At 41.1% G+C, this 25,309-nt stretch carries 26 protein-coding genes and 2 tRNA genes; 21 read left to right on the top strand and 7 right to left on the bottom strand.

Features of this window, described 5'->3' with window-relative positions:
• Nucleotides 1-620 precede the first annotated feature (620 nt).
• The 15 genes from cydA (at nt 621) to aroG (ending at nt 13,001) form a co-directional block, all read left to right on the top strand.
• A complete protein-coding gene (gene cydA / locus AACQ81_RS12575) occupies nt 621-2,192 on the top strand; it encodes a cytochrome ubiquinol oxidase subunit I (RefSeq protein ID WP_237387514.1) in 1,572 nt (523 codons plus the stop codon).
• Nucleotides 2,193-2,206: 14 nt separating this feature from the next.
• Nucleotides 2,207-3,346, top strand: a complete 1,140-nt coding sequence (gene cydB / locus AACQ81_RS12580; RefSeq protein WP_237387515.1) for a cytochrome d ubiquinol oxidase subunit II — start codon at nt 2,207-2,209, stop codon at nt 3,344-3,346.
• Between the two features lie 11 nt (nt 3,347-3,357).
• The gene (gene cydX / locus AACQ81_RS12585; RefSeq protein WP_010848294.1) at nt 3,358-3,474 is read left to right on the top strand and encodes a cytochrome bd-I oxidase subunit CydX; all 117 of its coding nucleotides are present in this window, start codon (nt 3,358-3,360) and stop codon (nt 3,472-3,474) included.
• Nucleotides 3,474-3,761, top strand: a complete 288-nt coding sequence (gene ybgE / locus AACQ81_RS12590) for a cyd operon protein YbgE (RefSeq protein ID WP_237387516.1) — start codon at nt 3,474-3,476, stop codon at nt 3,759-3,761. Before cydX ends, ybgE begins: the two co-directional genes overlap by 1 nt.
• 947 nt (nt 3,762-4,708) lie before the next feature.
• Nucleotides 4,709-5,110 (top strand): tol-pal system-associated acyl-CoA thioesterase, encoded by a 402-nt coding sequence (ybgC, locus tag AACQ81_RS12595; RefSeq protein ID WP_237387517.1) that lies wholly within the window; start codon nt 4,709-4,711, stop codon nt 5,108-5,110.
• Complete coding sequence (tolQ, locus tag AACQ81_RS12600) at nt 5,110-5,799, top strand: Tol-Pal system protein TolQ (protein ID WP_237387518.1); 690 nt, start codon at nt 5,110-5,112, stop codon at nt 5,797-5,799. The genes ybgC and tolQ overlap by 1 nt, the downstream gene beginning before the upstream one ends.
• Nucleotides 5,800-5,823: 24 nt before the next feature.
• Complete coding sequence (gene tolR / locus AACQ81_RS12605; RefSeq protein WP_237387519.1) at nt 5,824-6,255, top strand: colicin uptake protein TolR; 432 nt, start codon at nt 5,824-5,826, stop codon at nt 6,253-6,255.
• A 35-nt stretch (nt 6,256-6,290) separates the two neighbouring features.
• Nucleotides 6,291-7,370 carry a cell envelope integrity protein TolA gene (gene tolA / locus AACQ81_RS12610; protein ID WP_237387520.1) on the top strand — a complete coding sequence of 360 codons (1,080 nt, stop codon included), beginning with the start codon at nt 6,291-6,293 and terminating at the stop codon, nt 7,368-7,370.
• Between the two features lie 189 nt (nt 7,371-7,559).
• Nucleotides 7,560-8,846: a Tol-Pal system beta propeller repeat protein TolB gene (gene tolB / locus AACQ81_RS12615; RefSeq protein ID WP_237387542.1), complete on the top strand. Its 1,287-nt coding sequence runs from the start codon at nt 7,560-7,562 to the stop codon at nt 8,844-8,846.
• 42 nt (nt 8,847-8,888) lie between these two features.
• Nucleotides 8,889-9,392 (top strand): peptidoglycan-associated lipoprotein Pal, encoded by a 504-nt coding sequence (pal, locus tag AACQ81_RS12620; RefSeq protein WP_237387521.1) that lies wholly within the window; start codon nt 8,889-8,891, stop codon nt 9,390-9,392.
• Between the two features lie 9 nt (nt 9,393-9,401).
• Nucleotides 9,402-10,172: a cell division protein CpoB gene (cpoB, locus tag AACQ81_RS12625; protein WP_237387522.1), complete on the top strand. Its 771-nt coding sequence runs from the start codon at nt 9,402-9,404 to the stop codon at nt 10,170-10,172.
• A gap of 156 nt (nt 10,173-10,328) precedes the next feature.
• Nucleotides 10,329-10,404 (top strand) — tRNA-Lys (locus AACQ81_RS12630).
• Nucleotides 10,405-10,436: 32 nt separating this feature from the next.
• A tRNA-Lys gene (locus tag AACQ81_RS12635) sits at nt 10,437-10,512 on the top strand.
• A gap of 497 nt (nt 10,513-11,009) precedes the next feature.
• On the top strand, nt 11,010-11,735 hold the full coding sequence (gene pnuC / locus AACQ81_RS12640; RefSeq protein WP_237387523.1) for a nicotinamide riboside transporter PnuC: 726 nt from the start codon (nt 11,010-11,012) through the stop codon (nt 11,733-11,735).
• A 213-nt stretch (nt 11,736-11,948) separates the two neighbouring features.
• Nucleotides 11,949-13,001: a 3-deoxy-7-phosphoheptulonate synthase AroG gene (gene aroG / locus AACQ81_RS12645; protein ID WP_237387524.1), complete on the top strand. Its 1,053-nt coding sequence runs from the start codon at nt 11,949-11,951 to the stop codon at nt 12,999-13,001.
• 85 nt (nt 13,002-13,086) lie between these two features.
• Here aroG and gpmA read toward each other — a convergent pair whose 3' ends face one another.
• The 4 genes from gpmA to modE all read right to left on the bottom strand — a co-directional run bounded on the left by gpmA (nt 13,087) and on the right by modE (nt 17,580).
• The gene (gene gpmA, locus AACQ81_RS12650; RefSeq protein WP_237387525.1) at nt 13,087-13,839 is read right to left on the bottom strand and encodes a 2,3-diphosphoglycerate-dependent phosphoglycerate mutase; all 753 of its coding nucleotides are present in this window, start codon (nt 13,837-13,839) and stop codon (nt 13,087-13,089) included.
• Nucleotides 13,840-14,076: 237 nt separating this feature from the next.
• The gene (locus AACQ81_RS12655) at nt 14,077-14,904 is read right to left on the bottom strand and encodes a CPBP family intramembrane glutamic endopeptidase (RefSeq protein WP_237387526.1); all 828 of its coding nucleotides are present in this window, start codon (nt 14,902-14,904) and stop codon (nt 14,077-14,079) included.
• A gap of 227 nt (nt 14,905-15,131) precedes the next feature.
• Nucleotides 15,132-16,616: a molybdate ABC transporter ATP-binding protein ModF gene (gene modF, locus AACQ81_RS12660; protein ID WP_237387527.1), complete on the bottom strand. Its 1,485-nt coding sequence runs from the start codon at nt 16,614-16,616 to the stop codon at nt 15,132-15,134.
• Between the two features lie 172 nt (nt 16,617-16,788).
• Nucleotides 16,789-17,580: a molybdenum-dependent transcriptional regulator gene (modE, locus tag AACQ81_RS12665; RefSeq protein ID WP_237387528.1), complete on the bottom strand. Its 792-nt coding sequence runs from the start codon at nt 17,578-17,580 to the stop codon at nt 16,789-16,791.
• Nucleotides 17,581-17,750: 170 nt separating this feature from the next.
• On the opposite strand from modE, the gene AACQ81_RS12670 reads away from it, so the two are divergent.
• From AACQ81_RS12670 to modC, 4 genes are all read left to right on the top strand, one after another.
• Complete coding sequence (locus tag AACQ81_RS12670; protein WP_237387529.1) at nt 17,751-17,894, top strand: AcrZ family multidrug efflux pump-associated protein; 144 nt, start codon at nt 17,751-17,753, stop codon at nt 17,892-17,894.
• A 312-nt stretch (nt 17,895-18,206) separates the two neighbouring features.
• Nucleotides 18,207-18,977 (top strand): molybdate ABC transporter substrate-binding protein, encoded by a 771-nt coding sequence (gene modA / locus AACQ81_RS12675; RefSeq protein WP_237387530.1) that lies wholly within the window; start codon nt 18,207-18,209, stop codon nt 18,975-18,977.
• 17 nt (nt 18,978-18,994) lie between these two features.
• On the top strand, nt 18,995-19,687 hold the full coding sequence (gene modB, locus AACQ81_RS12680; protein ID WP_237387543.1) for a molybdate ABC transporter permease subunit: 693 nt from the start codon (nt 18,995-18,997) through the stop codon (nt 19,685-19,687).
• Nucleotides 19,681-20,745, top strand: coding sequence for a molybdenum ABC transporter ATP-binding protein ModC (modC, locus tag AACQ81_RS12685; protein ID WP_237387531.1), 1,065 nt, complete (start codon nt 19,681-19,683; stop codon nt 20,743-20,745). Before modB ends, modC begins: the two co-directional genes overlap by 7 nt.
• Before the next feature lie 96 nt (nt 20,746-20,841).
• Here the strand turns inward: modC and AACQ81_RS12690 are convergent, their stop codons facing one another.
• Entirely contained in the window at nt 20,842-21,657 is an 816-nt protein-coding gene (locus AACQ81_RS12690) for a pyridoxal phosphatase (protein WP_237387532.1), read from the bottom strand.
• Between the two features lie 163 nt (nt 21,658-21,820).
• Between AACQ81_RS12690 and pgl the strand changes: the two genes are divergently transcribed.
• Both pgl and AACQ81_RS12700 read left to right on the top strand, forming a co-directional pair.
• On the top strand, nt 21,821-22,807 hold the full coding sequence (gene pgl / locus AACQ81_RS12695; RefSeq protein ID WP_237387533.1) for a 6-phosphogluconolactonase: 987 nt from the start codon (nt 21,821-21,823) through the stop codon (nt 22,805-22,807).
• Nucleotides 22,808-22,856: 49 nt separating this feature from the next.
• Nucleotides 22,857-23,033, top strand: coding sequence for a hypothetical protein (locus AACQ81_RS12700; RefSeq protein WP_237387534.1), 177 nt, complete (start codon nt 22,857-22,859; stop codon nt 23,031-23,033).
• Between the two features lie 21 nt (nt 23,034-23,054).
• On the opposite strand, the gene AACQ81_RS12705 is transcribed toward AACQ81_RS12700, so the two are convergent.
• Both AACQ81_RS12705 and bioA read right to left on the bottom strand, forming a co-directional pair.
• Complete coding sequence (locus AACQ81_RS12705) at nt 23,055-23,630, bottom strand: hypothetical protein (RefSeq protein WP_237387535.1); 576 nt, start codon at nt 23,628-23,630, stop codon at nt 23,055-23,057.
• A 391-nt stretch (nt 23,631-24,021) separates the two neighbouring features.
• Nucleotides 24,022-25,290 carry an adenosylmethionine--8-amino-7-oxononanoate transaminase gene (gene bioA, locus AACQ81_RS12710; RefSeq protein ID WP_237387536.1) on the bottom strand — a complete coding sequence of 423 codons (1,269 nt, stop codon included), beginning with the start codon at nt 25,288-25,290 and terminating at the stop codon, nt 24,022-24,024.
• Nucleotides 25,291-25,309: the final 19 nt, after the last annotated feature.

Below are 25,309 nucleotides of genomic sequence, written 5' to 3' on the forward strand. Positions count from 1 at the left end.
GGAAGAAGCTGTGTATGAGGAGTATCATTTGTATTTTATAGTAAAATTGTAATGTATGGTTGGGTGTTGGAGAGAGTTGGGTTTTTTGAATTTTCATTAACATGTTTAAAAATCTGGAATTTATTTTATGAATTTAATTGGAAATGTTGAAAAATATATCTTTTAAGGAATGAAAATGAAAAGTTAATTTTATAATGTTTTTTACAGCAAAAAATAAATTACATCTCATTGAAAACAACAATTTATTAACACTAAACAAACCAGAATGAAATAATAGATGTAATGCTTAACAAAACAAGGAAAAAATTGACTAAAATCAACTTATTACTATGAAATATATTCACTAAACTTGATTAAATTGATCTAATATATATAGATATTAGCTTGGGAACCTACGCCATTGTTGACCTATATTCAGAATTCTAAGCTGGGTCACGCAAAAGCTATTTATTGTGTGTGAATATAAGCGTAATATTATTGTGGTATCTACTTATTTTTTGATTTAGTTAATAATTTATTATTGTGTTTGAGGCATTTATTGCTGGTAGTTACGAGACTTTCATTTTGTAAAGTCGGGTTGCCGCAAGTCGGTGTCTTCTTGCTAGGAGCTAGGAGTCAAGATGTTTGATATTGTCGAACTGTCACGATTACAGTTTGCCTTAACTGCCATGTACCACTTTCTGTTCGTGCCTTTAACGCTCGGTATGGCGTTTTTGCTTGCGATCATGGAAACGGTATATGTCCTTTCTGGCAAACAGATCTACAAAGATATGACAAAATTCTGGGGCAAGTTATTTGGCATTAACTTTGCTCTGGGGGTCGCAACGGGTTTGACCATGGAGTTCCAGTTCGGGACTAACTGGTCATATTTCTCACACTACGTTGGTGATATTTTTGGTGCGCCGCTGGCCATTGAAGGTCTGATGGCATTCTTCCTCGAATCTACATTCGTTGGCCTGTTTTTTTTCGGATGGGATCGCCTGAGCAAGAAACAACATCTAGCGGTTACTTGGCTGGTTGCATTAGGCTCTAACTTCTCTGCATTGTGGATTTTGATTGCGAATGGTTGGATGCAAAACCCGATTGCATCTGATTTCAATTTCGAAACAATGCGAATGGAAATGGTGAGTTTCAGTGAATTGGTACTGAATCCGGTAGCTCAGGTGAAATTTGTTCATACTGTTGCTGCGGGCTATGTAACAGGTGCCATTTTTGTATTGGGCATCAGCTCTTACTACTTGCTTAAAGGGCGCGATCTTGCGTTTGCCAAACGATCTTTTGCAATTGCTGCAAGTTTTGGTATGGCTGCGATATTGTCTGTGATTGTTCTGGGTGATGAATCTGGATACGAAATGGGTGATGTGCAGAAAACTAAACTGGCTGCGATTGAAGCTGAATGGGAAACTCAGCCGCCTCCGGCCTCATTCACGCTGATTGGTATTCCTGATCAAGATAAAATGGAAAACAAATATTCCATTCAAATTCCTTATGTTTTGGGTTTGATTGCTACTCGCTCCACAGATACGCCAGTTGTTGGTTTGCGTGATTTGATGAGCCAGCATGAACAACGAATTCGTAACGGTATCAAGGCATATGAGTTGCTGGAAGAGTTGCGTTCAGGCAATACTGAGCTAAGTGTTCGCAACGCATTCAACGAAAGTAAAAAAGATCTTGGCTACGGTATGCTCGTGAAACGTTACACTGAAAACGTTATTGATGCGACAGAAGAACAAATTCAGGCCGCAGCAAAAGATTCTATTCCACGTGTAGCGCCACTCTACTTTGCATTCCGTATCATGGTCGCCGCAGGCTTTATTATGCTGCTGGTTATCGGTCTGTCATTCCTGAGCGTTATCCGCAACCGTATCGGTCAGCATAAATGGTTACTGCGCGCTGCACTGTTCAGCATTCCTTTACCGTGGATTGCTGTTGAAGCCGGATGGTTTGTTGCAGAATATGGCCGCCAGCCATGGGCAATTGGTGAAATTCTGCCAACCGCAGTTGCTGCTTCAACACGCAGTGTCGGGGATCTGATTTTTTCAATGGTACTGATTTGTGGTCTGTACACCTTGTTCTTGATCGCAGAGATGTTCTTGATGTTCAAATTTGCTCGTCTTGGCCCAAGCAGCCTCAAGACTGGTCGTTACCACTTTGAACAGAAAACAGCTTCTTCAGCGAACAATATTGAGTAAGCAGGAGTCCACTTATGCTTGATTATGATGTATTACGATTTATATGGTGGCTGCTGATTGGTGTGTTGCTGATCGGTTTCACAGTGACTGATGGTTTCGATATGGGAGTGGGTATCCTACTAAGAATCATCGGTAAAAATGATACCGAACGCCGTATCATGATTAACTCAATTGCCCCACACTGGGATGGTAACCAAGTTTGGTTAATCACTGCTGGCGGAGCTTTGTTTGCAGCATGGCCAATGGTATACGCAGCCGCTTTCTCTGGTTTCTACGTGGCGATGATTCTGGTATTGGCTGCACTGTTTTTCCGTCCGGTTGGTTTTGATTACCGCTCAAAACTGGAAAATAGCACATGGCGCAATATGTGGGACTGGGGACTGGTTATCGGTAGCTTCGTACCTGCGTTGGTCATTGGTGTTGCATTTGGTAACTTGTTGCAAGGTGTGCCACTAGCAGTGGATTCCTACCTGCGTGTTTCCTATGAAGGTTCATTCTTCGGTTTGTTAAACCCTTATGGTTTGCTGGCTGGCGTGATCAGCCTGATGATGATCGTGACACAAGGTGCCACTTACCTGCAAATGCGTACAATGGGTGAATTGCATCTGCGTTCCCGTACTGCAACGTATATTTGTGCGGCGATCACAGCAGTTGCTTTCCTGTTGGCTGGGGTATGGCTGATTTATGGTATCGATGGCTATGTTGTAACGGGTGGTCTGGATGTGAATGCAGCATCTAACCCATTACATAAAGAAGTTGTTCAGCAGGCGGGTGCGTGGCTGACTAACTTCAACAACTATCCGACCCTGTGGACAATACCAGCTTTAGGTGTACTTCTCCCTCTGTTGACCATGCTGGCAACTCGTTTGGATAAAGGCGCTTGGGCTTTCTTCTTCTCATCATTGACAGTAACTTGCATTATCCTGACCTCAGGTATTGCTATGTTCCCATTTGTGATGCCATCAAGCATTGATCCAAATGTCAGCCTGACTATGTGGGATGCGACTTCTAGTCAGTGGACGTTGCAAATTATGTTCGTTGTTGCTCTTATTTTCATTCCTATTATTCTGTCTTACACCATCTGGTGTTATTACAAAACCTTTGGGCGTTTGGATAAAAGTTACATTGAAAACAACAAACACTCACTGTATTAAGGAGCATAGGCATGTGGTATTTTGCTTGGATTCTCGGAACGCTCTTGGCTTGTAGTTTTGCGATTATTGCAGCATTGGCACTTGAGCATAGCGAATCAAAAAAAGCGACTGAGAGTGACGAAAAATAATGTTGGCTGATAAATGTCACCAACTTATGGATAAGGGCCCATTGAGGGCCTTTATCCTCATTATAGCTTTAGTGCTTGCTTCATGTGTGTTTTGGGCTCCGGCACGTTTTGCGGCCAACACCAGCTCATTACAAATATGGCAGGGGATTTTATTAATTTGGGCGGTTTGTTCTGGTGTTACTTTTGGTATCGGATTTCACCCTAAGTGTATTATATGGCGCCTGTTTTTTCACCCGTTACCCACATTTTTAATTCTTCTTTTGGGTTTATATCATTTTTTTAAATAGATAATGAAATATCAATATTTATCCTGATTTCCCAATAAAAGGGTGGAATTGATACTCATGCTAATCTTTTAAAGGGCACTTATTAAAACAGTGCCTCCAATAGTTTTATTCACAGACTTTCAGCAGAATACTCAATCATATAAAATATGGAATATTTGTAGGTTGAAATACATTGAAATTAGTTTTCTCAATTACAGTTAGCCTCATATGTGCGCTAGAGACTACTTGGCCCAGCAGAAGATTATTCCTTCTGGAATTTCCATATGCAGTGCTTGTGCTTTGTGAGAAAGCTCCCAGAAATATAGCTAATCGTATATAGTTTATAAATACAGTGGCTGAGGTAAATGAGTGTAGCTAACATAGTTGTAGTTTGAAAAACTATGATTTGAATGATTAATAAAAATAAATAACAGAAAAGTAAATTTCATTAGTTTTTTCATTTGCAATAAATAATGTATTTCAACTGATTATTTGTTAACTTTTCATTTTGGTTAATTTTTCTGGGGATATTTTCCTTGCCAAGTGGTTTGGAATTTATTATTTCAATTTTATCTATAAATAATAGAGTTATGCTTTAAAATTTAGTATATTATAGTAATTATTTAAATTAATACTAGTTTTAGTGTATTATCTTTTTATGTAAAATGTGCATTTGTATAGATAGTTACCATTTACAACATTTTGAATAAAAAGACATTATATTATTTTAATCGAACTCAGTGATGATGGAATTCTGTTTTTGGCTAGAAGGAATCGTCTTCTGAGCTGACTAGTAATTTTTATGATCAGGTTGATTATTGTACAAATTGTTTGAAGGTCATCTATTTTGGTTCTAAGTTTATGGATCATTGGCCTATAATTTTTTTAACTTCTTTTACTGACAAGTCATTCCAAAGCGCTATTGTCTTGAGTATAGTGACAGCGTCAATTCGCCGAATTAGGATTATATGAGTAAGATGTTATTCCGTTGGCCTATCCGTGTTTACTACGAAGACACAGATGCTAGTGGTGTGGTCTATCATGCACAATATTTGTTCTTCTATGAAAGAGCCCGTACAGAGATGCTGCGTGAAAAAGGCTACAACCAACAGTACATGCTGGATAAGCAAGTTGGTTTTGTTGTCAGCCGTATGACTATTGACTACCGGAAACCAGCGAAATTGGATGATCAGCTGGTTGTTGAAAGCGAAATTACGAGTATCCGTGGCGCTTCTCTGACATTTATTCAACGAATTGTTGATTGCAAGGGTCTAGTTATCAGTAATGCAGAATGTCTGGTTGTCTGTGTGAATTCATCTCAAATGAAGCCTATTGCGCTTCCAAAGTCTATTGTCGCGGAGTTTAAGTAGTGACTGACATGAATATCCTTGATTTATTTCTTAAGGCAGGTTTCTTAGTTCAGCTGATCATGCTGATTTTGATCGGTTTTTCTATCGTTTCTTGGGCAATCATTATTCAACGAACAAAGATCCTTAATGCTGCAAGCCGTGAGGCGGAAGCATTTGAAGATAAATTTTGGTCGGGTATAGAATTATCTCGTCTTTATAAAGAAAGTCAGTCTCGTCGTGAGTCTTTAAGTGGCACTGAACAGATTTTTCATTCTGGTTTTAAAGAATTTTCGCGTTTGCATCAAGCAAATAGCCATGCTCCAGAGGCAGTTATTACAGGAACTTCCCGTACTATGCGCATCTCACTGAATCGTGAGCTGGAAACATTGGAAAATCACATTCCGTTTTTAGGAACGGTTGGTTCCATTAGCCCTTATATTGGTCTGTTTGGCACGGTTTGGGGGATAATGCATGCTTTTATTGCTCTGGGGGCTGTTAAACAAGCCACTTTGCAAATGGTTGCCCCTGGTATTGCAGAAGCCCTAATTGCAACAGCGATTGGTTTATTTGCGGCGATTCCAGCGGTGATGGCTTATAACCGTCTGAATCAGCGCGTCAACAAACTGGAACAAATTTACGATAACTTTATGGAAGAATTCTTAGCCATTCTGCATCGTCAGGCTTTTGCTTCCAATACTAATAAGTCGTAATAAATCGTAAGGGGAAATCAGCGAATGGCGCGCACTCGTAGTCGCAGACGTGAGCTAAAATCCGAGATCAATATCGTCCCCTTGCTGGACGTGTTGCTGGTGTTGTTGCTGATCTTTATGGCAACCGCACCGATTATCACGCAAAGCGTAGAAGTCGATTTACCTGATTCGGTGGATTCAAAAACAGTTTCCAGCACTGATAATCCACCCGTTATTGTGGAAGTTTCTGGAGTAGGAAAATACAGCATGGTTGTTAATCAGGAACGTTTGGAGTTGTTACCTGAACAACAAATCGTCGCCGAAGTTCAAACTTTAATAGCATCCAATCCGAAAACGGTTTTCTTGATTGGTGGTTCTAAAGAAGTTCCTTATGATGAAATTATCAAGGCGCTGAATATGCTTCGTCAGGCGGGTGTAAAATCGGTGGGTTTAATGACCCAGCCTATCGGAGCCTGACAGCGGCTGTCACTTAAAGTTTCTGGATGTCGAGTGTGGAAAAGACAAGCGAGCAAAACAATAAGTTGAATCGCGCCATTATCATTTCGGTAATATTGCACATTGTCCTGATCGGGTTTCTGATTTGGGGTTCGTTGGTGCAAAAAACGGAAATGGGAGGCGGTGGACAAGATGGTACAGTCATTGATGCTGTTATGGTCGATCCGAATGCGGTTGTTCAGCAATATAATCAGCAGCAACAGCAGCAGGCCAATGCAAAATTAGCCGAACAACAGCGAAAGAAGAAAGCTGAACAACAGGCTGCTGAATTGAGGGCAAAGCAGGCTGAAGAACAAGAACGTCTGAAAGTGGCTGAAGAAGAGCGAATTAAAGCTCAACAAGTGGCTGAAACCCAGAAAAAACAGGCTGATGCTGCCGCCACTAAAGCGCGCGAAGATCAGGAACAGGCTGCTAATGCTGCTGCTAAAGCACGTGAAGAGCAAAAACAGGCGGAAGAAGCGGCTGCAAAAGCGCTGGCAGAAAAAGAAAGAATTTTAAAAGAGCAAGCTGAAGCTCGACAGAAAGCGGAAGCTCAGGCGAAGAAAGAGGCCGAAGAAGCTGCAAAACGTAAAGCGGCTGCTGAGGCAAAAATTAAAGCAGAAACTGAAGCTAAGGCCAAGTCAGCCGCGGAAGCTAAGGCTAAAGCGGAAGCAGAAACGAAGGCTAAGGCCAAAGCTAAGGCAGAAGATGCGAAACAGGCTCAAGCAATTGATGATTTGTTAGGTGGGTTGACGTCCAATGCACCTAAACCGAGTGGGGCGACTGCGGCAGGCAAAGGCGGCGGTAAGAAAAGCGGTCCTTCCGACTCGGATATCAATAATTACAAAGGGCAGATTCAGTCTGCAATCCAGCAGAATTTTCGCGACCCAGACCTGTATATTGGCCGTACCTGTGAATTAAAGATAAAACTGGCATCAGATGGATTGCTGATTGATATCAAAACAGGAGTCGGTGATCCAGCATTGTGTCGTGCTGCGCTTACAGCAGCTAATTTAACCAAGAAAATGCCACGCCCACCAAGCAAAGACATTTATGAGCATTTTAAGGATTTCACACTAGACTTTAAACCTCAGTAAGGTAATTGTTTGGTACAGAAGTTTTATTTTCTAGGTAAATCTTAGAATAATTTATATGAACAAACAAAATTATTAGATTTTATTTAGGTATCTAGTTTTGTTTGTTAGCGTTTGTTAGAATCCGCGGATTATTGCGGGCATATAAGCGATCGCAATAAGGGAGAGATGATGAAGCAAACTTTTAATCAGATGTTTAAAGTCGTACTGAGCTTTTTGATGATGTGGGCAGCACTTGCTCATGCAGAAGTTCGTATTGAAATTACACAAGGTGTTGATTCTGCTCGTCCTATTGGGGTTGTCCCATTTAAATGGACTGGAGTGGGTGAGGCTCCTGAAAATATAGGTTCAATTATTGCTGCGGATTTAAGAAACAGTGGAAAATTCAATCCTATTGACTCAACCCGTATGCCACAACAACCAACTACCGCGTCAGAAGTAACGCCTGCGGCGTGGTCTGCGCTTGGAATCGATTCAGTGGTTGTTGGGCACATTCAACCGAGTGCGGATGGGAAATTTCTTGTTTCTTACCAGCTGGTTGATACTGCTGGTGCACCAGGAACGGTGTTGGCACAGGATCAATTCTCAATAGAGAAAAAATGGCTGCGTTTTGCAGCGCACACAGCGAGTGATCAGATTTTTGAGAAACAGACAGGAATTAAAGGGGCGTTTCGTACCCGTATAGCTTACATAGTTAAAAATACCAGTGGCGCGAAATTCCCATATGAGTTGCGTGTTTCTGACTATGACGGTTATAACCAGTTTACTGTGCATCGTTCACCTGAACCATTGATGTCACCAGCATGGTCACCAGATGCTTCCAAACTGGCCTACGTGACATTTGAAGGTGGTCGTTCCGCTTTGGTTATTCAGACACTGGCTACGGGGGCAAAACGTGAAGTGGCATCGTTCCCTCGTCATAATGGTGCACCTGCATTTTCCCCGGATGGGACTAAATTGGCCTTTGCTCTATCTAAAACAGGCAGTTTGAACCTTTATCTGATGGATTTAGCTTCTGGCCAAATCCGTCAATTAACTGATGGTCGCAGTAACAATACTGAACCAAGCTGGATGCCGGATAGCCAAACACTGGTCTACACCTCAGATCAGGGTGGTCGCCCCCAGCTGTATAAGATCGATATTAATGGCGGTGTTCCACAACGCCTAACTTGGGAAGGACCACAGAACCAAGATGCAGATGTTAGCCCTGACGGCAGTTTTATCGTGATGGTTAGCTCGGCAAGCGGCAGTCAGCACATCGCCAAACAGGATCTGGCAACGGGATCTGTCCAAATTTTGACAGATACGTTTCTAGATGAAACGCCGAGTATCGCACCTAATGGCACTATGGTGATTTATAGCTCCACTCAAGGGTGGGGAACTGTATTGCAGCTAGTTTCGACTGATGGGCGTTTCAAAGCGCGTCTTCCGGCTACTGATGGACAGGTAAAATTCCCTGCCTGGTCACCGTATCTGTGATGCATAATAATATGTATGGCAAACTATAAAAGGATCAAAGAGATGCAACTGAATAAAGTGCTAAAAGGGCTGATGTTAGCTTTACCAATCATGGCCTTAGCTGCGTGTAGTGCTAATAAAACTGGTAACAATGATCAGTCTAATGTAGGCACTGTTGATAATTCATCTAAAGCAGGTTTGTCTGCTGAAGAATTAGCACGTCAGCAAATGCAAGAGCTGCAAAACAACAATATCGTATACTTCGGTTTCGACAAGTATGATATCAACAGCGAGTTCGCTCAGATTCTGGATGCACACGCTGCATTCCTGCGCACTAATCCATCTGTCAAAGTGACTATTGAAGGTCATGCTGACGAACGCGGTACCCCAGAGTACAATATCGCGCTGGGTGAACGTCGTGCAAATGCAGTGAAAATGTATCTGCAAGGCAAAGGTGTTTCTGCTGACCAGCTCGCTATCGTTTCTTACGGTAAAGAAAAACCAGCTGTACTTGGCCATGACGAAGCAGCATACGCGAAAAACCGTCGCGCTGTAATCGCATACTAAGAGTAATGCATGAACAGTAACTTCAGACGTTATGTATTGGGTCTGTCGTTATTGGTTGGCGTAGCGGCTCCTTGGGCCGCTACCGCCCGAGCGCCAATCAGTAATGTCGGCTCAGGCTCCACCGATGAGCGCCTTTCCCAATTAGAGCGTATTTCTGACGCTCACAGCCAGTTATTAACCCAACTCCAGCAACAACTTTCTGACTCTCAACGTGATATCGATACGCTACGTGGTCAAATTCAGGAGAATCAATATCAGTTAAATCAGATCATTGAACGTCAGAAGGATATTTATCTGCAATTGGATAAAATTATTAATCCATCAGCTGCGGAAAGTTCAGAAAATAAAGATGCTACCCCTTCGACACCGACCGGAAATAAACAATCTGCTGCGTCGTCAAGTACGGGAAGTGAAAAGGGTGATTATGATGCAGCCGTTTCTTTGGCTATTAATACCAAAGAATATGATAAGGCGATTGCAGCATTTCAAAATTTTGTCAAAGCCTATCCTAAGTCCAAATATTTATCGAATGCTAATTATTGGTTAGGGCAGTTGAATTACAACAAAGGTAAAAAAGACGATGCAGCTTATTACTTTGCGACTGTTGTGAAAGACTATCCTAAGTCACAAAAAAGCAGTGATTCCCTGTATAAAGTTGGTTTGATTATGCAGGAAAAGGGACAAAAGGGTAAAGCGAAAGCGGTTTATCAACAAGTAGTTAAGCAATACCCTGGTACTAATGCGGCAAAAATGGCCGAGAAAAAGATTTCTGGGATGTAATAATTATCCCCAAAAGGTCATATATCGGTCTCTTTGGGGATAATTGGGTGATTAGTAGTCATGTGAATTAATTTTCTAAAATAAATATTGCGCTGTTCTGAAAAATCAGTAATATGAGCCGCCGTTGGCAGGGATAACTGCCAAACAGATTTAGATGGGTCGTTAGCTCAGTCGGTAGAGCAGTTGACTTTTAATCAATTGGTCGCAGGTTCGAATCCTGCACGACCCACCATCTAAATTTCCAAACCAAGCTTATCCTCAGATGGGTCGTTAGCTCAGTCGGTAGAGCAGTTGACTTTTAATCAATTGGTCGCAGGTTCGAATCCTGCACGACCCACCATCTAAATTTCCAAACCAAGCTTATCCTCAGATGAATCGTTAGCTCAATCGATAGAACAGTTGACAATTAATCAATTAGTCGCAGGTTCGAGCCGAGCGAGAATCTTCTGTCCGTTCATAAAACTCAGTTTCCACTAGTAAATGCATTAGTAAATATTTCTTTTTCGTTTCGTGAATTCAAGAGCTAACAAATGCAAGAAAATGGTTTATCTTATTCTGCATCATCATTTAATTAACTTTTTTGGGTAAAAATTTTAGATAGGGTATGGCAATAAATTATATTACATACATTATGTGTCGATATTATTAACAGTTTGATGTGAATACGTAAAAAGTATAGTCTATTTCAAGGATTGGGAGTCATTGAACTTTACTAATAGATCCGTTATCTTGTTTAGTATATGAAACATAAAAAGATTGAATAGCCAATTTGTCTCGCAATTCTACCTTTATGGTGTAAATACACTAAACATTAATTTATGGTAAGGATAAGAAAGCATGGATTTTTTCGATATCACTAACAGATTAGTACATATTTCATTAGGAACGGGTGGTTATGACCTTTCATATATTGAAGCGACAGGTACGATAGCAGGTTTATTATGTATTTGGCTCGCTAGTCAGGAAAAAACCATCAATTATCTATTTGGATTAATTAATGTCTCATTATTTGCCATAATCTTCTTCCAAATTCAACTCTACGCAAGCCTCATCCTACAAATTTTTTTCTTCGCTGCTAACATTTATGGTTGGTATGCTTGGAGCCGAATGGATGACCAAAAACAAGTAGAACTTAAAATTCGGTGGCTTAGTCCCAAACAGATGATCATTGTTGCAATAGTATCCATACTTGCCATATTGGTAATAACTTTCAATATTGATCAAATTTTTGGTTATATGGCAAAAGTTGTGGTACTCGCTTTACAGGCCATGGGCTTTAATATTGTCATGCCTAAATTGGAGCCTGATGCTTTTCCATTCTGGGATTCGGTGATAACAGTATTATCGGTAGTGGCAATGATATTGATGACCCGTAAGCATGTAGAAAACTGGCTGATATGGGTCATTATTAATGTTATCAGCGTAGCTATCTATTATCACCAAGGTGTTCTGGCGATGTCATTGCAATATATTATTCTGATGGGTATTGCATTAAATGGTGCACGTTTATGGATCAAGGCAGCTCAACATGACGAACAACCACCGGAAGAAAGGGTAAATTAAAACTGATGACAGGCCAGAGATAATCAATCAATATGCTGGTGGCCTGTCATAATTTATATATCTGAATTAACATAACTTTTACGTTGAACAGTATTTTTTATAAAAATAACCCTTCTTTTTACTCACAAAGATTATTTACAGCACTACGCCTAACAGTTAGATTGAGATCACAAAATTATTTCAAATAACTGTAAACACATTAGGTGAAGGGCAATGAACTACCAGAATGACGATATAAGGATAAGAAAAATAACAGAATTACTACCACCAGTTGCATTACTCGAAAAATTTCCTGCGACAGAAAATAGTGCTGTTACGGTTCACAAGGCACGTGAATCTATTCATAATATTTTAATTGGTGAAGATGATCGTCTATTGGTAGTAATTGGTCCATGTTCAATTCATGATCCTCAAGCAGCATTGGAATATGCGGGACGCTTGAATAAATTACGTGAAGAATTGAAAACCGATTTGGAAATTGTTATGCGGGTTTATTTTGAAAAACCCCGTACAACCATAGGTTGGAAAGGATTGATTAATGATCCAAATATGGATTGTAGTTTTAACATCAATGATGGGTTACGTACCGCCCGTAAGTTATTGCTCGAAATTAATAATATGGGGCTGCCAACGGCGGGCGAATTCTTAGATATGATTACTCCCCAGTATTTGGCTGATCTCATGAGCTGGGGAGCGATAGGTGCACGTACAACGGAATCTCAGGTTCATCGTGAATTAGCCTCCGGGCTTTCTTGTCCGGTTGGTTTCAAAAATGGCACAGATGGTACGATTAAAGTCGCTATTGATGCCATTAACTCAGCCAGCTCACCACACTGTTTCCTGTCTGTCACAAAATGGGGTCATTCTGCCATTGTTAATACAACAGGCAACCGAGACTGCCATATTATTCTGCGTGGTGGTAAAGAGCCGAACTACAGTGCTGAACATGTCAGTGCTGTTAAAGAAGGGCTGGAGAAAACAGGACTGGCACCTAGCGTGATGATTGATTTCAGTCATGCAAACAGCTCGAAGCAGTTCAAAAGACAAATGGATGTTGGAGCAGATGTTTGTGCTCAGATTTCTGGCGGTGAAGATGCGATTATTGGGGTTATGGTTGAAAGCCATCTGGTTGAAGGAAACCAGAGTCTGGAGAGTGGGGAACCTTTGGTATACGGCCAAAGTGTGACAGATGCTTGTATTGGTTGGGAAGATACGGAAACGTTACTTCGTCAATTGTCTCAGGCTATCAAGAATCGTAGAAGCTAACCTTTTGCAATAAATGAATAAAAATAAAAAAGCCGGGGTTAGTATTTCCGGCTTTGTAGTATCACTTTGCTGTGATCCTTAAGGATTACTTGGCCTTACCTTGGTTTGCTACCGCCGCTGCTTTTGCAGCAATCTCATCGGCATTGCCCAGATAATAGTGTTTGATAGGTTTCATATTTTCATCAAACTCATAAACCAGTGGCACAGCAGTTGGGATATTCAGCTCCAGAATTTCATCTTCGCCCATGTTATCCAGGTATTTCACCAGTGCGCGCAGAGAGTTACCGTGAGCGGCGATGATAACTTTTTCACCTTTTTCTACACGGGGTTTGATAATTTCTTCCCAATAAGGAACGACGCGCTCAATTGTGGTTGCAAGACTTTCTGTTGCAGGGAGTTCTTCTTGTTTCAGATTTGCATAGCGAGGATCATGCCCCGGGTAACGTTCATCATCTTTGGCCAAATCAGGGGGAGTGATGGCAAAGCCACGGCGCCACAATTTAACTTGATCATCACCGTATTTAGCGGCAGTTTCTGCTTTATCCAGACCTTGCAACGCGCCGTAGTGACGTTCATTCAGTTTCCAGCTTTTTTCGACAGGCAGCCATTGCTGATCGACTTGATCCAGAATGTTCCACAGAGTGTGAATAGCACGTTTTAAAACGGAAGTATAGGCGAAATCAAAAGAGAAGCCTTCCTGTTTCAGCAATTGACCCGCTTGTTGTGCTTCAGAGCGGCCTTTGTCAGACAGTTCAACATCAGTCCAGCCAGTAAAACGGTTCTCTTTGTTCCACTCGCTCTCTCCGTGTCTTACAAGAACCAGTTTAGTTACAGCCATAGCTTAAACTCCTATCAGTACTTTTTAATACGAAATGAAATGGTCGCTGCGGGCATTATATGGCGCGATAGACCGAAACGGCAAACAATAGTCTCGTAACTTCTGTTTTAAATCATGTTTGGTGACAGTTGCATCAAGTACATACTTTGTGGCTGGGGGAAAATGGGAGGAAGCATTCAACAGTTTCTGATCTGAACTGTACCTCAGAGGATGGACAACAGATCAGCTGAACTCAATTTAGTTCATAATTACTGATTTTATTGGATAGGTGAAAAACAGTAGATGCATCAGATTGAGTGAAAAATGGAAAGCAACCGCCACCCATAAACGACCACTCCACATCCATGCTATACCATAAATTAGCCCTGCTAATGTAGCGAAAATTACCATCAGGCTGCCACCTGCAAAATGAGCAATCCCGAAAAGCAAAGAAGTCATGATAAGGGCGAAGTAAGGGTTCATCCACTGGCTCAGCTTTTGCTGAATGTAACCGCGGAACAGCGCTTCTTCTGCCAAAGAGACAAAGAAAATATTAGCGAAGATGAAAGCAGGAAGCCAATTGGGGAAGTGAAGCTCAACAGCTAATCCGCCTAATTTCGTTGCAAGCCACAGTAATGCGGGAATGGCTGCGATTAATAGCGCCCAGCCGTGGGGAGGTGCATTAACTACAGGCTTCCGGGTAAACAAAGTAGGTATGCAGCATAATAAGATCAATGGCAACAACGCCTTGTCAAAGTTGAGATACATTGTAAAAGGCGCGCTGAGTGAGCCTGCCTGTATCTTATCCAGATATTTCAGATTATGGAAACCCGGAAGGTAATGTAGAAACAGTAAAATACCAGAGATGAGCAATAATAACTCTGTAATAGTTCTAAGGCCAAAGTGATTTTTGTAGTAAACATGTGTAGCCCCCAAAGCGGTAATCACGCTTAACGTGATTATTGCGGGGTAGGTAAGTATGTTAGTGCTGATTCCGGCAATGATAGAAAAGAGTGCAATGAGAAAAGCAATTTTCTTGCGACTATCCAAAAATACCAATGAAACGGCAAGTAGTGCCCAAGCCATATAATTCCCTGTTATCTTTAAAAAAAACAATTAAATAACCTAAAAACAGGGTGGTATTGTATAATAATAGGTAAAATATTCAAAAAAAACGTAAAAAATATCAAGAAAGTAGCGCTTTATATTTATAGATGGCCATGAAAATAAGTAGTTATGAAAAAAGAGAAATCACACTGGACTCCCCTCTATCAAAGAGAGGAATCACAGCAGAAAATTAAATAGGAAAATAATTACAATGTTTTTGAAGAAACTGTACCAGTTTCATAGCTATAAATATTATTGTCAGGAATAAATCTCAGGCGATGAGTAATGCACTCTGGGGAATCTTCCTCATGATGGGAAACAAACAAAAGTTGCGTTTCGCCATTGGAAATCATGATATCAATAAAACGCAGGACTAGCTGACGGTTGAGAGAATCGAGTCCCTGCAATGGTTCATCCAGAATCAGTAAGGTGGGATGTTTCACTAAAGCACGGGTAATTAAAACAAGTCTCTGTTGCCCCCATGATAAGCTATGGAGTGGGCTGGTGGCAGTTTCTTCAGATAACCCTAATAACTTTAGCCATTCATCAGCCAATTGATTTTGTCGATCCGAAACGGCCTGATAAAGCCCTATTGAATCAAAGAAACCTGAAAGAATGACATTTCGGACGCTGGTATTGACACGATATTCTAGGTGAATATTGTTACTGACATAACCAATATGGCGTTTAATGTCCCAAATAGTTTCACCACTCCCCCGTTGCTTGCCGAAAAGTATTAAATTATTGCTGTAACCTTGGGGATGATCGCCTGTAATAAGGCTGAGAAGCGTTGATTTACCGGCACCATTCTCGCCCGTGATTTGCCAGTGCTCATGAGGATTCACTTGCCAGTTCAGACCATGCAGAATTGGTTTTTCATTATACTGAACGACGATATCATGCATTGATACCAATGGCTGATCAGCAAGTAGTTGCTCATCAGCACAATACTCATCTTTTTCGGGAAGATGAATGTTCTGCAATTTTTCACTATGTGCTAATTGCGCCACGAGAGATTCTGCCAGAATATTTGCTTTTTCTCCGGCCATCGTCAGGTGACAATCGGCCAGTACACCGATTTTCTTGACAAAATCAGGGATTTCATGAAATCGGTTTAAAAGCAAAGCTAAAGTAATGCCTTTTACTGCCAGTGTTCCCAATAACTGAGCAAGTTGATTTTGTGCATAAGCATCCAGCCCATCAAAAGGCTCATCAAGGATAAGAAAATCGGGATTTACCATTAATGCCTGACAAAGCAAAACCTTACGATTTTCTCCAGTGGAGAGATATTTAAACCGTCGTGAGAGTAAATCCTTGATGCCAAAATACTCTGATAATTCAAGGCATAGTTCATTATCTTTATGATGGAGCTGAATGATGTCTGCGGCAGTACGCCCGGTATCTTCCTCATCTTCACTGAGTAAATCTGTATTATTGCGTTGCCACTCTTCATCGATCAGTTTTTGTAATTGTTCAAAAGAGAGACGCACTGGTGTATGAAATGAACAATGATGTTCGCCTGCCAGCTGGATTAATTCATTCGACAGAGCACGGGCCAACGAAGATTTTCCACTGCCATTTGCACCAATAAAAGCCCAACTTTCCCCGGAAATAATTGTTAGTGACGGTAGCCGCAGGGTACGGGTGTCACTTAAACGGAAACTACCTTGTGTTATTTGCAACTCAGACATTTCTCTTCCTTATTTAAGCAACATGAACTAAATAATCACCAGAAATAAGCGGAATAATGCGTAATGTCAATGCATGGTTGTCTATTATTCATTGAGGGGGAATAATTTTTGAAATTCATTGTATATCCTCACTCAACATTTCATTTTTAACATTGATCTTTAATATAATGTTTTAACACAGGGTAGCAATAATGACTTTATCGGCGTTGAAAAGCGCGGTAACACAATCATTGAGCTGGAGTTTCAAGCGCACGGCTTCCTGATTGGATAATGTAACACAAAGCGATTCCCCTCCATTAAGTGCCAAAATAATTTCACTGTATTCTGTACCAGTTTCAATATGGCTAATTTGGCTGGGCAAAACATTATCAAATGAGGTTGGGGGAATATATTCTTTAGCCAAAGTTATCCACGGTGCTTTAATTAACACGAGAACTTCTTTCCCATGAACCAAATTCAGCCTATTTGCGCTTTGTTCTGTCAGCGCAGCGCAGATCGACGTTTTGCCATTGCTCAATAAGACCCGTACATGTTGCTGGATATTTTTATGGTTACGTTCAACGATTGTGCCAAAAAATTGATTTCGTGCGCTGGTTTGCAATGAAAATCGAGAAAAAGCGGCAATCAGGCTATCTAAAGACAGTGAGTCTTCTTTTAACGCATCAAATGCTTTTTGTTGAACTTTTTCGATAAAATCATAAAGTTGTAGCAGACGTTCTCCATGATGTGTAAGTAAAGCACCGCCACCACCTTTTCCTCCAGTAGCACGTTCTACTAACGTTTCATCTGCGAGTTGGTTCATTTCATTGATGGCATCCCACGCGCTTTTATAGCTGATACCTGCCTGTTTTGCACCCTGACTGATAGAACCCGTGATTTTAATTTGCTTAAGTAACTCGATTCGCCGAGGATCAGCGAACAGACGTTGCTGCAATTTAAGTGTTAACAATATTTCGGCTTGCATAGTGACCAGTTTCAGACAATTATTTGAAAGTTTTTACAAGATAACAATAAGAATCGCACGTTTCGTCGGTTACTGTTACTTTTTTATTGTCTAGAATAACGGGATTACCCTCTGTGTTATACTTAGTGTGGCACAGTAAATTTATTAGTCGCTCAGGATATGAGGTTGGCATGTTTGAATTACTTAAAAGTATGGGATTTGCGCTGATCATGGTTCCCGTGGTGATGGCTGCTATTTTGGCTCTTATTTACGGACTTGGCGGATTGTTTAATATCATTTCCAGAAATGAAACGAAAGGCAGTATTGAGCAGTAGTTTTGACCTAACTTGATTTCCAGCGTTTCTACTAATTTGATCTTTCTTTCACAGGTCTGGCTATCCTGACTTCAGAACGAAGACAAACCCTATTTAATCAACAGGGTTTGTCTTTTCTTTGATAACCTTTATCTACTTAACGATTGATTGTTGCTGTTGAATTTTTTTATGTTTTGTAATATTTACATTGAATTAATTCAAAAGCTAAAACTGGCTCACAACTTGCCGATTAATCTCAGAATAGCATTTCATTTAACGTTGTATCTTGTTATATACGACGCACCACATTGATTATTTTAGGTGAACTATAAAATGAAAAAGACGATGCATCAGTTGCTGACTGGTGCTGTGGTTTCTGCTGCGCTTATCGGGAACGTTTGGGCTACTGATAAAGTGACGGTTTTCGCTGCGGCGTCATTAACTAATGCACTTGATGGTATTTCTGCACAATACAAGAAAGATAAGCAGGGTAATATTGTCACCTCATACGCTTCATCATCGACACTGGCACGCCAGATAGAGCAAGGGGCACCTGCGGATATCTTTATTTCTGCTGATCAGCAGTGGATGAATTATGCTACTGATAAGCAATTAATTGTTGAAAATACCCGTCATACCTTATTGGGCAATCAACTTGTCCTGATTGCTCCCAAAGAAAGTCACTTAGATATAGTTGAACTCAACTCAGATACAAAATGGAAATCTTTACTAGCGGAAGGACGATTAGCGGTTGGCGATCCGGATCATGTCCCAGTTGGTATTTATGCCAAAGAATCACTGCAATATCTGAATGCATGGGATACGGTTAACCCATTGATGGCACGTACTAATAACGTGCGTAGTGGTATGGCGCTAGTAGAACGGGCAGAAGCACCGTTGGGCATTGTTTATGGTTCTGATGCTGTTGCCAGCAATAAAGTGAAAGTAGTGGGTGTCTTCCCATCAGAAAGCCATAAACCGGTGGAATATCCGGTCGCAATAATCAAAGGTCATGAAACACAGGCTGTCCGTGATTTTTATGATTATCTTAAAACACCTGAAGCCGCTGCAATTTTTAAACGTTACGGTTTTAATCCACTGTAGGAACTGATCTTTTGGAGATGTTAAGTGAATACGAATGGCAGGCTATTTTGCTGAGCTTAAAAATCTCAGTTATTGCTGTGCTGTTCAGTTTGCCATTCGGGATCTTAATGGCATGGATGCTGGCACGTTGTCAGTTCTTTGGAAAAACCCTGCTAGACAGCATCATCCATCTGCCACTGGTATTACCGCCAGTGGTGGTAGGGTATTTGTTGCTTATCAGCATGGGGCGTCGTGGTGTGATTGGTGAATTTCTTTACGACTGGTTTGGTGTTAGTTTCGCATTTAATTGGACAGGAGCGGCATTAGCTTCGGCCGTAGTAGCGTTTCCACTGATGGTGAGAGCCATCCGGTTATCACTGGAAAGTATAGATCAGCGTTTAGAACAGGCTGCACATACGTTGGGAGCAGGCTCTCTTAAGGTCTTTTTCACGATAACCTTGCCGTTGTCATTACCGGGTATCATTGTTGGTGCAGTACTCGCATTCGCCCGATCTTTAGGGGAATTTGGTGCCACCATTACTTTTGTTTCAAATATTCCGGGTGAGACGCGAACCATTCCCCTTGCCATGTACACATTGATAGAAATGCCCGGCGCGGAAACAGCCGCCGCACGTTTATGCATTATTGCAATTGCACTGGCGTTGGTCTCATTAATGCTTTCTGAATGGCTGACTCGTTGGGGAAGAAAGCGTTTGGGGGTGGCATGTTAGAACTGGATTTTGAGCAGCGCTTGGGTGAGTTGCACATGCAGGTTGCTACCACATTACCCACAGAAAGTATCACTGCCATATTTGGGCTTTCAGGAGCAGGAAAAACCTCATTAATCAACGTAATTGTCGGATTGACTCGTCCACAAAAAGGCCGGATTGTCTTAAATGACCGTACTTTAGTGGATGTAGAACAGAAAATTTTTCTCCCACCAGAAAAACGTCGAGTTGGCTATATTTTTCAGGATGCACGTCTTTTTCCGCATTATCGCGTGAAAGGAAACTTGCAATATGGTATGGCACCGGAGATGAAATCTCAGTTTGATAACATCGTAGGGCTATTAGGTATTGAGCACTTGCTGTCACGTTTTCCTGTCACATTATCTGGCGGAGAAAAACAGCGGGTGGCGATTGGTCGTGCATTACTGACAGGGCCTGAAATTCTGCTTATGGATGAACCATTGGCATCACTGGATTTGCCACGTAAGCGAGAATTGTTGCCTTATCTCGAAAAATTGTCTGAAGATGTCAAAATCCCGATTTTATACGTTAGCCACAGTTTGGATGAAATCTTGCGATTGGCGGATAATGTGATTGTTATGGATAAGGGAAAAATCCGTGCTAAAGGGGCATTAGAAGATGTTTGGGCAAGCAGTGCATTACTCCCGTGGCTGCAAAAAGAGAGTCTTAGCAGCATAGTAAAAGTTTCTGTCATGGAGCACCATCAGCGTTATCAAATGACCGCAGTGGCGGTGGCTGATAAAGCTCTTTGGTTGCCGCAAATTGATGCAGCTCCGGGTACTGATCTGCGTATCCGTATTGATGCCTCAGACGTTTCTTTATTTTTGGAACCCCCAAGAGTCAGCAGCATCCGTAATACCCTGCAAGTTAAAGTCATTGAGTTTTTCGAGAATAACGGTCAAATTGATGTCAAATTAGCGTTAGGTGAACATTGTTTGTGGGCGAGGATTACATCTTGGGCGCGTGAAGAGTTAAATTTACGTGCTGGGCAATGGCTATATGCGCAGATAAAGAGTATTTCTCTGAACCGTCATTTATAACGCATGGAAACATAAGCAGGGAGTACAGCTATACAGCTCGTTATACAGTGATGACGAGTGACACTGATTTAACTCCCCTTATGCGATTAATACAAATTAAAGCACGTATTTTCGAATCACCTCAGCAATACCGGGTTGGGTATTATCCCGCGTGATAATATCTGCCCGCTCTTTAACGGTATCAACTGCATTTCCCATGGCGACACCCAGACCCGCCGTTTCCAGCATACTGAGATCGTTATAATTATCACCAAAAGCAATGACATTTTTCATACTCAGATTTTGAGATTCTACCCACTGCTGTAAACGCATCCCTTTACTATTACCTTTCTTGGCGATATCTACCTGATCAAACCATGACCATTCACACTCGAGACCAACGTTTTCCTCAATTTGTTCGCTAATCTCACGCAGTTTCACTAAATTTGATGAGCTGGTGGCAAACTTCCAAATAAAATTGAAATCGTGAATTGCATCTTGAAAGTTACTGATTTTCTGAAGAGTGGGGCGCTGATGTTCAGGCAAAGAATCTGACCATGCGAGAGTTCGGGCTACAGTATGTGGAAATTCATATAAAATAGACTCATCAACATACATTAGATGCTGAATTTCGGTGTCTTGCAGATAAGAAAGCGCCAGAGAAGCTTCTTGAATGGAAAGTGGATTAGAAGCTAATACTTTCTTTGCATTAAAGTCATATGAATAAGCCCCATTACAGCAAATTGCAGGAGTGTCGAGTTGCAGAGCTTGATAGAAAGGACGGATAGCGACATGATGGCGACCAGTGACAATCAATATCTTAATACCAGCCTGGCGGGCTTCATTCAGGACGGACAGGGATTCCGACAAAATATTTTTTTGTGGATCAAGAAGAGTTCCATCTAGATCCAATGCGATAACGCGGTATGACATGTATCGGCCTCTATATTATCTATGATGTCATTGTTTATGATGCAAACAAACATTATACAGTAGTTAAAAATAGTTAAACTTTCTTTTGAGGAGTTTAGCAGACGAAATTTTTCAAGAATCATTACAGATTAACGAAATGGTGATGAAGTATTAAGGAGAGAGAATGAGACAGGTGGTTTATACAGCCAGCCCGAATAGCCGTCAGATTCACGTATGGTCGCTCAATGTAGCAGGGGAACTTTCTCTTATCCAGACAGTGAATGTGCCGGGGGAAGTGCAGCCTATGGTAATTAACCCTAATGGTAAGCACCTTTATGTGGGAGTTCGCCCTCAATTCAGCATAGTAACTTATTCTATCGGGGAAAACGGGTATCTTGAACAGCAGTCCATCGCACTATTGCCGGGAAGCCCTACCCATATATCAACAGACAAAACAGGGCGCTTTTTATTTTCTGCTTCCTATAGTTTCAATAAATTAAGCGTTCATCCTATTGATGAAGATGGCATCGTTAAAGCCCCGATTCAAATAGTAGAAGGTTTGCAAGCTCCTCATTCTGCTAATATTGATCGAGATAATTGTCAGTTACTGGTTCCATGTTTGAAAGAAGATCGCATTCGTATTTTCAATTTAGATGTGCAGGGTTACCTGACAGAAAACCGCACTGATGAAATCACCACGGTTGCGGGAGCAGGCCCGCGTCATATGGCATTTCATCCGGGAAAACAGGCGATTTATTGCATCAATGAATTGGACTCAACAGTTGATGTTCTGCGCAAATGGGAAAAATATCGTATTGTGCAATCGGTTGATTCGTTACCTGCGGATTTTTCCAGCGTCCGCTGGTCGGCGGATATTCATATTACATCGGATGGTCGCCATCTCTATACCAGTGAGCGTACTGAGAGTTTGATCAGCCACTTCCGTGTGTCGGAAGATGGCTATCATTTAACATTAGTGGGTCATTACCCGACAGAAACCCAACCCCGTGGTTTTACCATAGATCACAGTGGTTGCTTCCTGATCGCGTCGGGGCAGAAGTCGGGGCATATTTCAGTCTCGCGTATTGATAAATATTCCGGTAGATTAACCCGACTGGCACGTTATCCAGTCGGTAAAGGCCCGATGTGGGTAACGGTACTGGCACTGTAAACCTGAACCGCGTTCTTTTGGGCGCGGTCAGTTTTTTAAGATAATGATTATGAAACCTGCAACTTTACTTATTCCTGTTCCTGATGTTAAAGCTGGAGTGGCATGGTATAAACGAGCTTTTCCTGCCGCTCGCCCTGTTTATTTGCCAGAATTTGATTTTACTTCCCTACTCCTCACACAGCAAGGAGTAAGGAATGCTCATAATTTGAGTGTATTACTATTATGAAAACTTATTTATTGTCTGATATTAGATTAGGGTAAAAGTACCAACACCAGATAAAACAAGAGGATGTGTAACAAAAAGATTGTTTTGATACACGGAAAATAAATCGCCTAAATAAACATTTCCTCTATAAAGACGCAATACAATGTTTTTCGGATTAATAAAAACTTGGAAGTTTAGTGATGCATTTATAATGGTTTGAGCATGTCTAACCACACCAGAAAGGTGAACATTATTAATGCTTACCTGTGGTATTTGGTTATATCCTCCATGGACATAGCCATTAAAATGAGTATTTTTACCAACATTTTGTTCATTTCCAATAATGACAGGATAAGATGATACTTGGATAAAAGGGTAATACCCATATTGATAAAAAGTATTGATATTAAAGTACCCACTAACAGATTCTGTTAAGTTTAACACAGGGCTGGTTGAAGCTTCCTCATTTAAAGTTTCTGCAAATAAATGGGCGAGTTCAGGTTTTTCTTTTACCAGCATTTCATAATGAGATATTTCTTTTTTATATTGATTTTGAGACATCTCAAATACGTTTTGCATTTCTTCATTAGAAGGTAAGATTACGTTTTCTGTATTCATAATATATTCCTATTTGGTTTTTTATCGATGTGATTTTAGAATGGAATATATCAGAAAAATTTTTTTAACATAGTATGGAGGACAACGAATTTATTATTAATATTTATCAATGATTGATTTTTGAGAATGCTTTAATGGACTTTTATTTTTTATTAGAAATTAACAATAATGGAATTTTAAACATTAAATAATTCCTTTAAAGCATCTACCCATCGTCTTTCAAATCATCGCTTTATTGACTTTTCTCGCTTTCCCTGTTGCATCGTTATCTATATTAAGGGAACCGCTCTCTTGTCATCGTGCTGCAATTAAAAATCCATTGGGTATAGATATAACATTATTTCTTTTTTTCAATAACAGTCAGCATAGTATTCATGCTGACTGTTACTCTTTAATTTATTGCAGCAAAAATTGCAGTTGTTAGTTTAGATAATTGTTCCGGTTGAATAATATAAGGTGGCATCAAATAAATTAATCGGCCAAATGGTCTAATCCACACGCCATTTTGGACAAAATGACGCTGTAGCGAAGCAACATCAACAGGCTGTTCCATTTCAATAACACCTATAGCCCCTAAAACCCGGACATCTTTGACTGAATTGTGTAATTTAAGAGGAAGTAATTCTGTTTTTAGCTGAGTCTCAATTAATTGAATGCGTTGTTGCCACGGGCTATCAGAGAGTAATTTCAGGCTGGCGCTGGCAACGGAACAAGCCAGCGGATTTCCCATAAAAGTCGGGCCATGCATAAAACAGCCTGCTTCTCCCTGACTGATAGTCTCTGCAACATGTCGGGTGGTGATTGTTGCTGATAACGTCATATAGCCCCCCGTCAACGCCTTGCCTAAACATAAAATGTCTGGATTGATTTGTGCGTGCTCACAGGCAAATAGTTTACCGGTTCTGCCGAATCCGGTAGCTATCTCATCTGCAATGAGTAAGATCTGATACTTATCGCAGAGCTGACGAACCTGACGCAGATATTCGGGATGGTAAATCCGCATTCCACCCGCACCTTGCACAATCGGTTCCAGAACCACGGCTGCGATTGCATCATGATATTGCAATAATAATTGCTTGAAAGAATCAGTATCTTCTGATCGCCATTCATCACCAAACTGACACTGAGGGGCATCGGCAAACAAATGGTTTGGCAGATAACCGTTATACAGGCCATGCATGGAATTATCAGGATCACAAACAGACATGGCGCCAAAAGTATCGCCATGATAGCCATGACGCAGGGTCAGAAAACGCTGGCGTTTTTCTCCTCTGGCCTGCCAGTATTGTAGTGCCATTTTCAAGGCAACTTCTACGGCAACAGATCCTGAATCTGCCAAAAAAATACATTCCAAAGGATCAGGTGTCATCGCCACTAATTGTTTACACAGTTCAACCGCAGGAGGATGGGTGATTCCGCCGAACATGACGTGGGACATTTTGTCGATCTGTGATTTAGCGGCATCGTTAAGTGCAGGATGATTATAACCGTGAATCGCCGCCCACCACGAAGACATACCATCAATCAGTTTACGGCCATCTGATAAAACCAACTCCACACCCGCTGCTGATACAACGGGATAGGTGGGCAGGGGATGAGTCATGGATGTATAAGGATGCCAAATATGGCGCAGATCAAATTCAATATCTGAAGGGTTCATCATAACTTCTTTGTAAACC

Origin of the sequence: Xenorhabdus sp. Sc-CR9 (genome assembly GCF_963897815.1) — a bacterium.
In the GTDB taxonomy this organism is placed as follows: Bacteria; Pseudomonadota; Gammaproteobacteria; order Enterobacterales; family Enterobacteriaceae; genus Xenorhabdus.

Bases quoted from the DNA above. Each gene is read 5' to 3' on its own strand.
- cydA (WP_237387514.1), top strand. From the start codon at position 621: ATGTTTGATATTGTCGAACTGTCACGATTACAGTTTGCCTTAACTGCC.
- cydB (WP_237387515.1), top strand. From the start codon at position 2,207: ATGCTTGATTATGATGTATTACGATTTATATGGTGGCTGCTGATTGGT.
- cydX (WP_010848294.1), top strand. From the start codon at position 3,358: ATGTGGTATTTTGCTTGGATTCTCGGAACGCTCTTGGCTTGTAGTTTT.
- ybgE (WP_237387516.1), top strand. From the start codon at position 3,474: ATGTTGGCTGATAAATGTCACCAACTTATGGATAAGGGCCCATTGAGG.
- ybgC (WP_237387517.1), top strand. From the start codon at position 4,709: ATGAGTAAGATGTTATTCCGTTGGCCTATCCGTGTTTACTACGAAGAC.
- tolR (WP_237387519.1), top strand. From the start codon at position 5,824: ATGGCGCGCACTCGTAGTCGCAGACGTGAGCTAAAATCCGAGATCAAT.
- tolB (WP_237387542.1), top strand. From the start codon at position 7,560: ATGTTTAAAGTCGTACTGAGCTTTTTGATGATGTGGGCAGCACTTGCT.
- pal (WP_237387521.1), top strand. From the start codon at position 8,889: ATGCAACTGAATAAAGTGCTAAAAGGGCTGATGTTAGCTTTACCAATC.
- cpoB (WP_237387522.1), top strand. From the start codon at position 9,402: ATGAACAGTAACTTCAGACGTTATGTATTGGGTCTGTCGTTATTGGTT.
- pnuC (WP_237387523.1), top strand. From the start codon at position 11,010: ATGGATTTTTTCGATATCACTAACAGATTAGTACATATTTCATTAGGA.
- aroG (WP_237387524.1), top strand. From the start codon at position 11,949: ATGAACTACCAGAATGACGATATAAGGATAAGAAAAATAACAGAATTA.
- gpmA (WP_237387525.1), bottom strand. From the start codon at position 13,839: ATGGCTGTAACTAAACTGGTTCTTGTAAGACACGGAGAGAGCGAGTGG.
- AACQ81_RS12655 (WP_237387526.1), bottom strand. From the start codon at position 14,904: ATGGCTTGGGCACTACTTGCCGTTTCATTGGTATTTTTGGATAGTCGC.
- modF (WP_237387527.1), bottom strand. From the start codon at position 16,616: ATGTCTGAGTTGCAAATAACACAAGGTAGTTTCCGTTTAAGTGACACC.
- modE (WP_237387528.1), bottom strand. From the start codon at position 17,580: ATGCAAGCCGAAATATTGTTAACACTTAAATTGCAGCAACGTCTGTTC.
- AACQ81_RS12670 (WP_237387529.1), top strand. From the start codon at position 17,751: ATGTTTGAATTACTTAAAAGTATGGGATTTGCGCTGATCATGGTTCCC.
- modA (WP_237387530.1), top strand. From the start codon at position 18,207: ATGAAAAAGACGATGCATCAGTTGCTGACTGGTGCTGTGGTTTCTGCT.
- modB (WP_237387543.1), top strand. From the start codon at position 18,995: ATGTTAAGTGAATACGAATGGCAGGCTATTTTGCTGAGCTTAAAAATC.
- modC (WP_237387531.1), top strand. From the start codon at position 19,681: ATGTTAGAACTGGATTTTGAGCAGCGCTTGGGTGAGTTGCACATGCAG.
- AACQ81_RS12690 (WP_237387532.1), bottom strand. From the start codon at position 21,657: ATGTCATACCGCGTTATCGCATTGGATCTAGATGGAACTCTTCTTGAT.
- pgl (WP_237387533.1), top strand. From the start codon at position 21,821: ATGAGACAGGTGGTTTATACAGCCAGCCCGAATAGCCGTCAGATTCAC.
- AACQ81_RS12700 (WP_237387534.1), top strand. From the start codon at position 22,857: ATGAAACCTGCAACTTTACTTATTCCTGTTCCTGATGTTAAAGCTGGA.
- AACQ81_RS12705 (WP_237387535.1), bottom strand. From the start codon at position 23,630: ATGAATACAGAAAACGTAATCTTACCTTCTAATGAAGAAATGCAAAAC.
- bioA (WP_237387536.1), bottom strand. From the start codon at position 25,290: ATGAACCCTTCAGATATTGAATTTGATCTGCGCCATATTTGGCATCCT.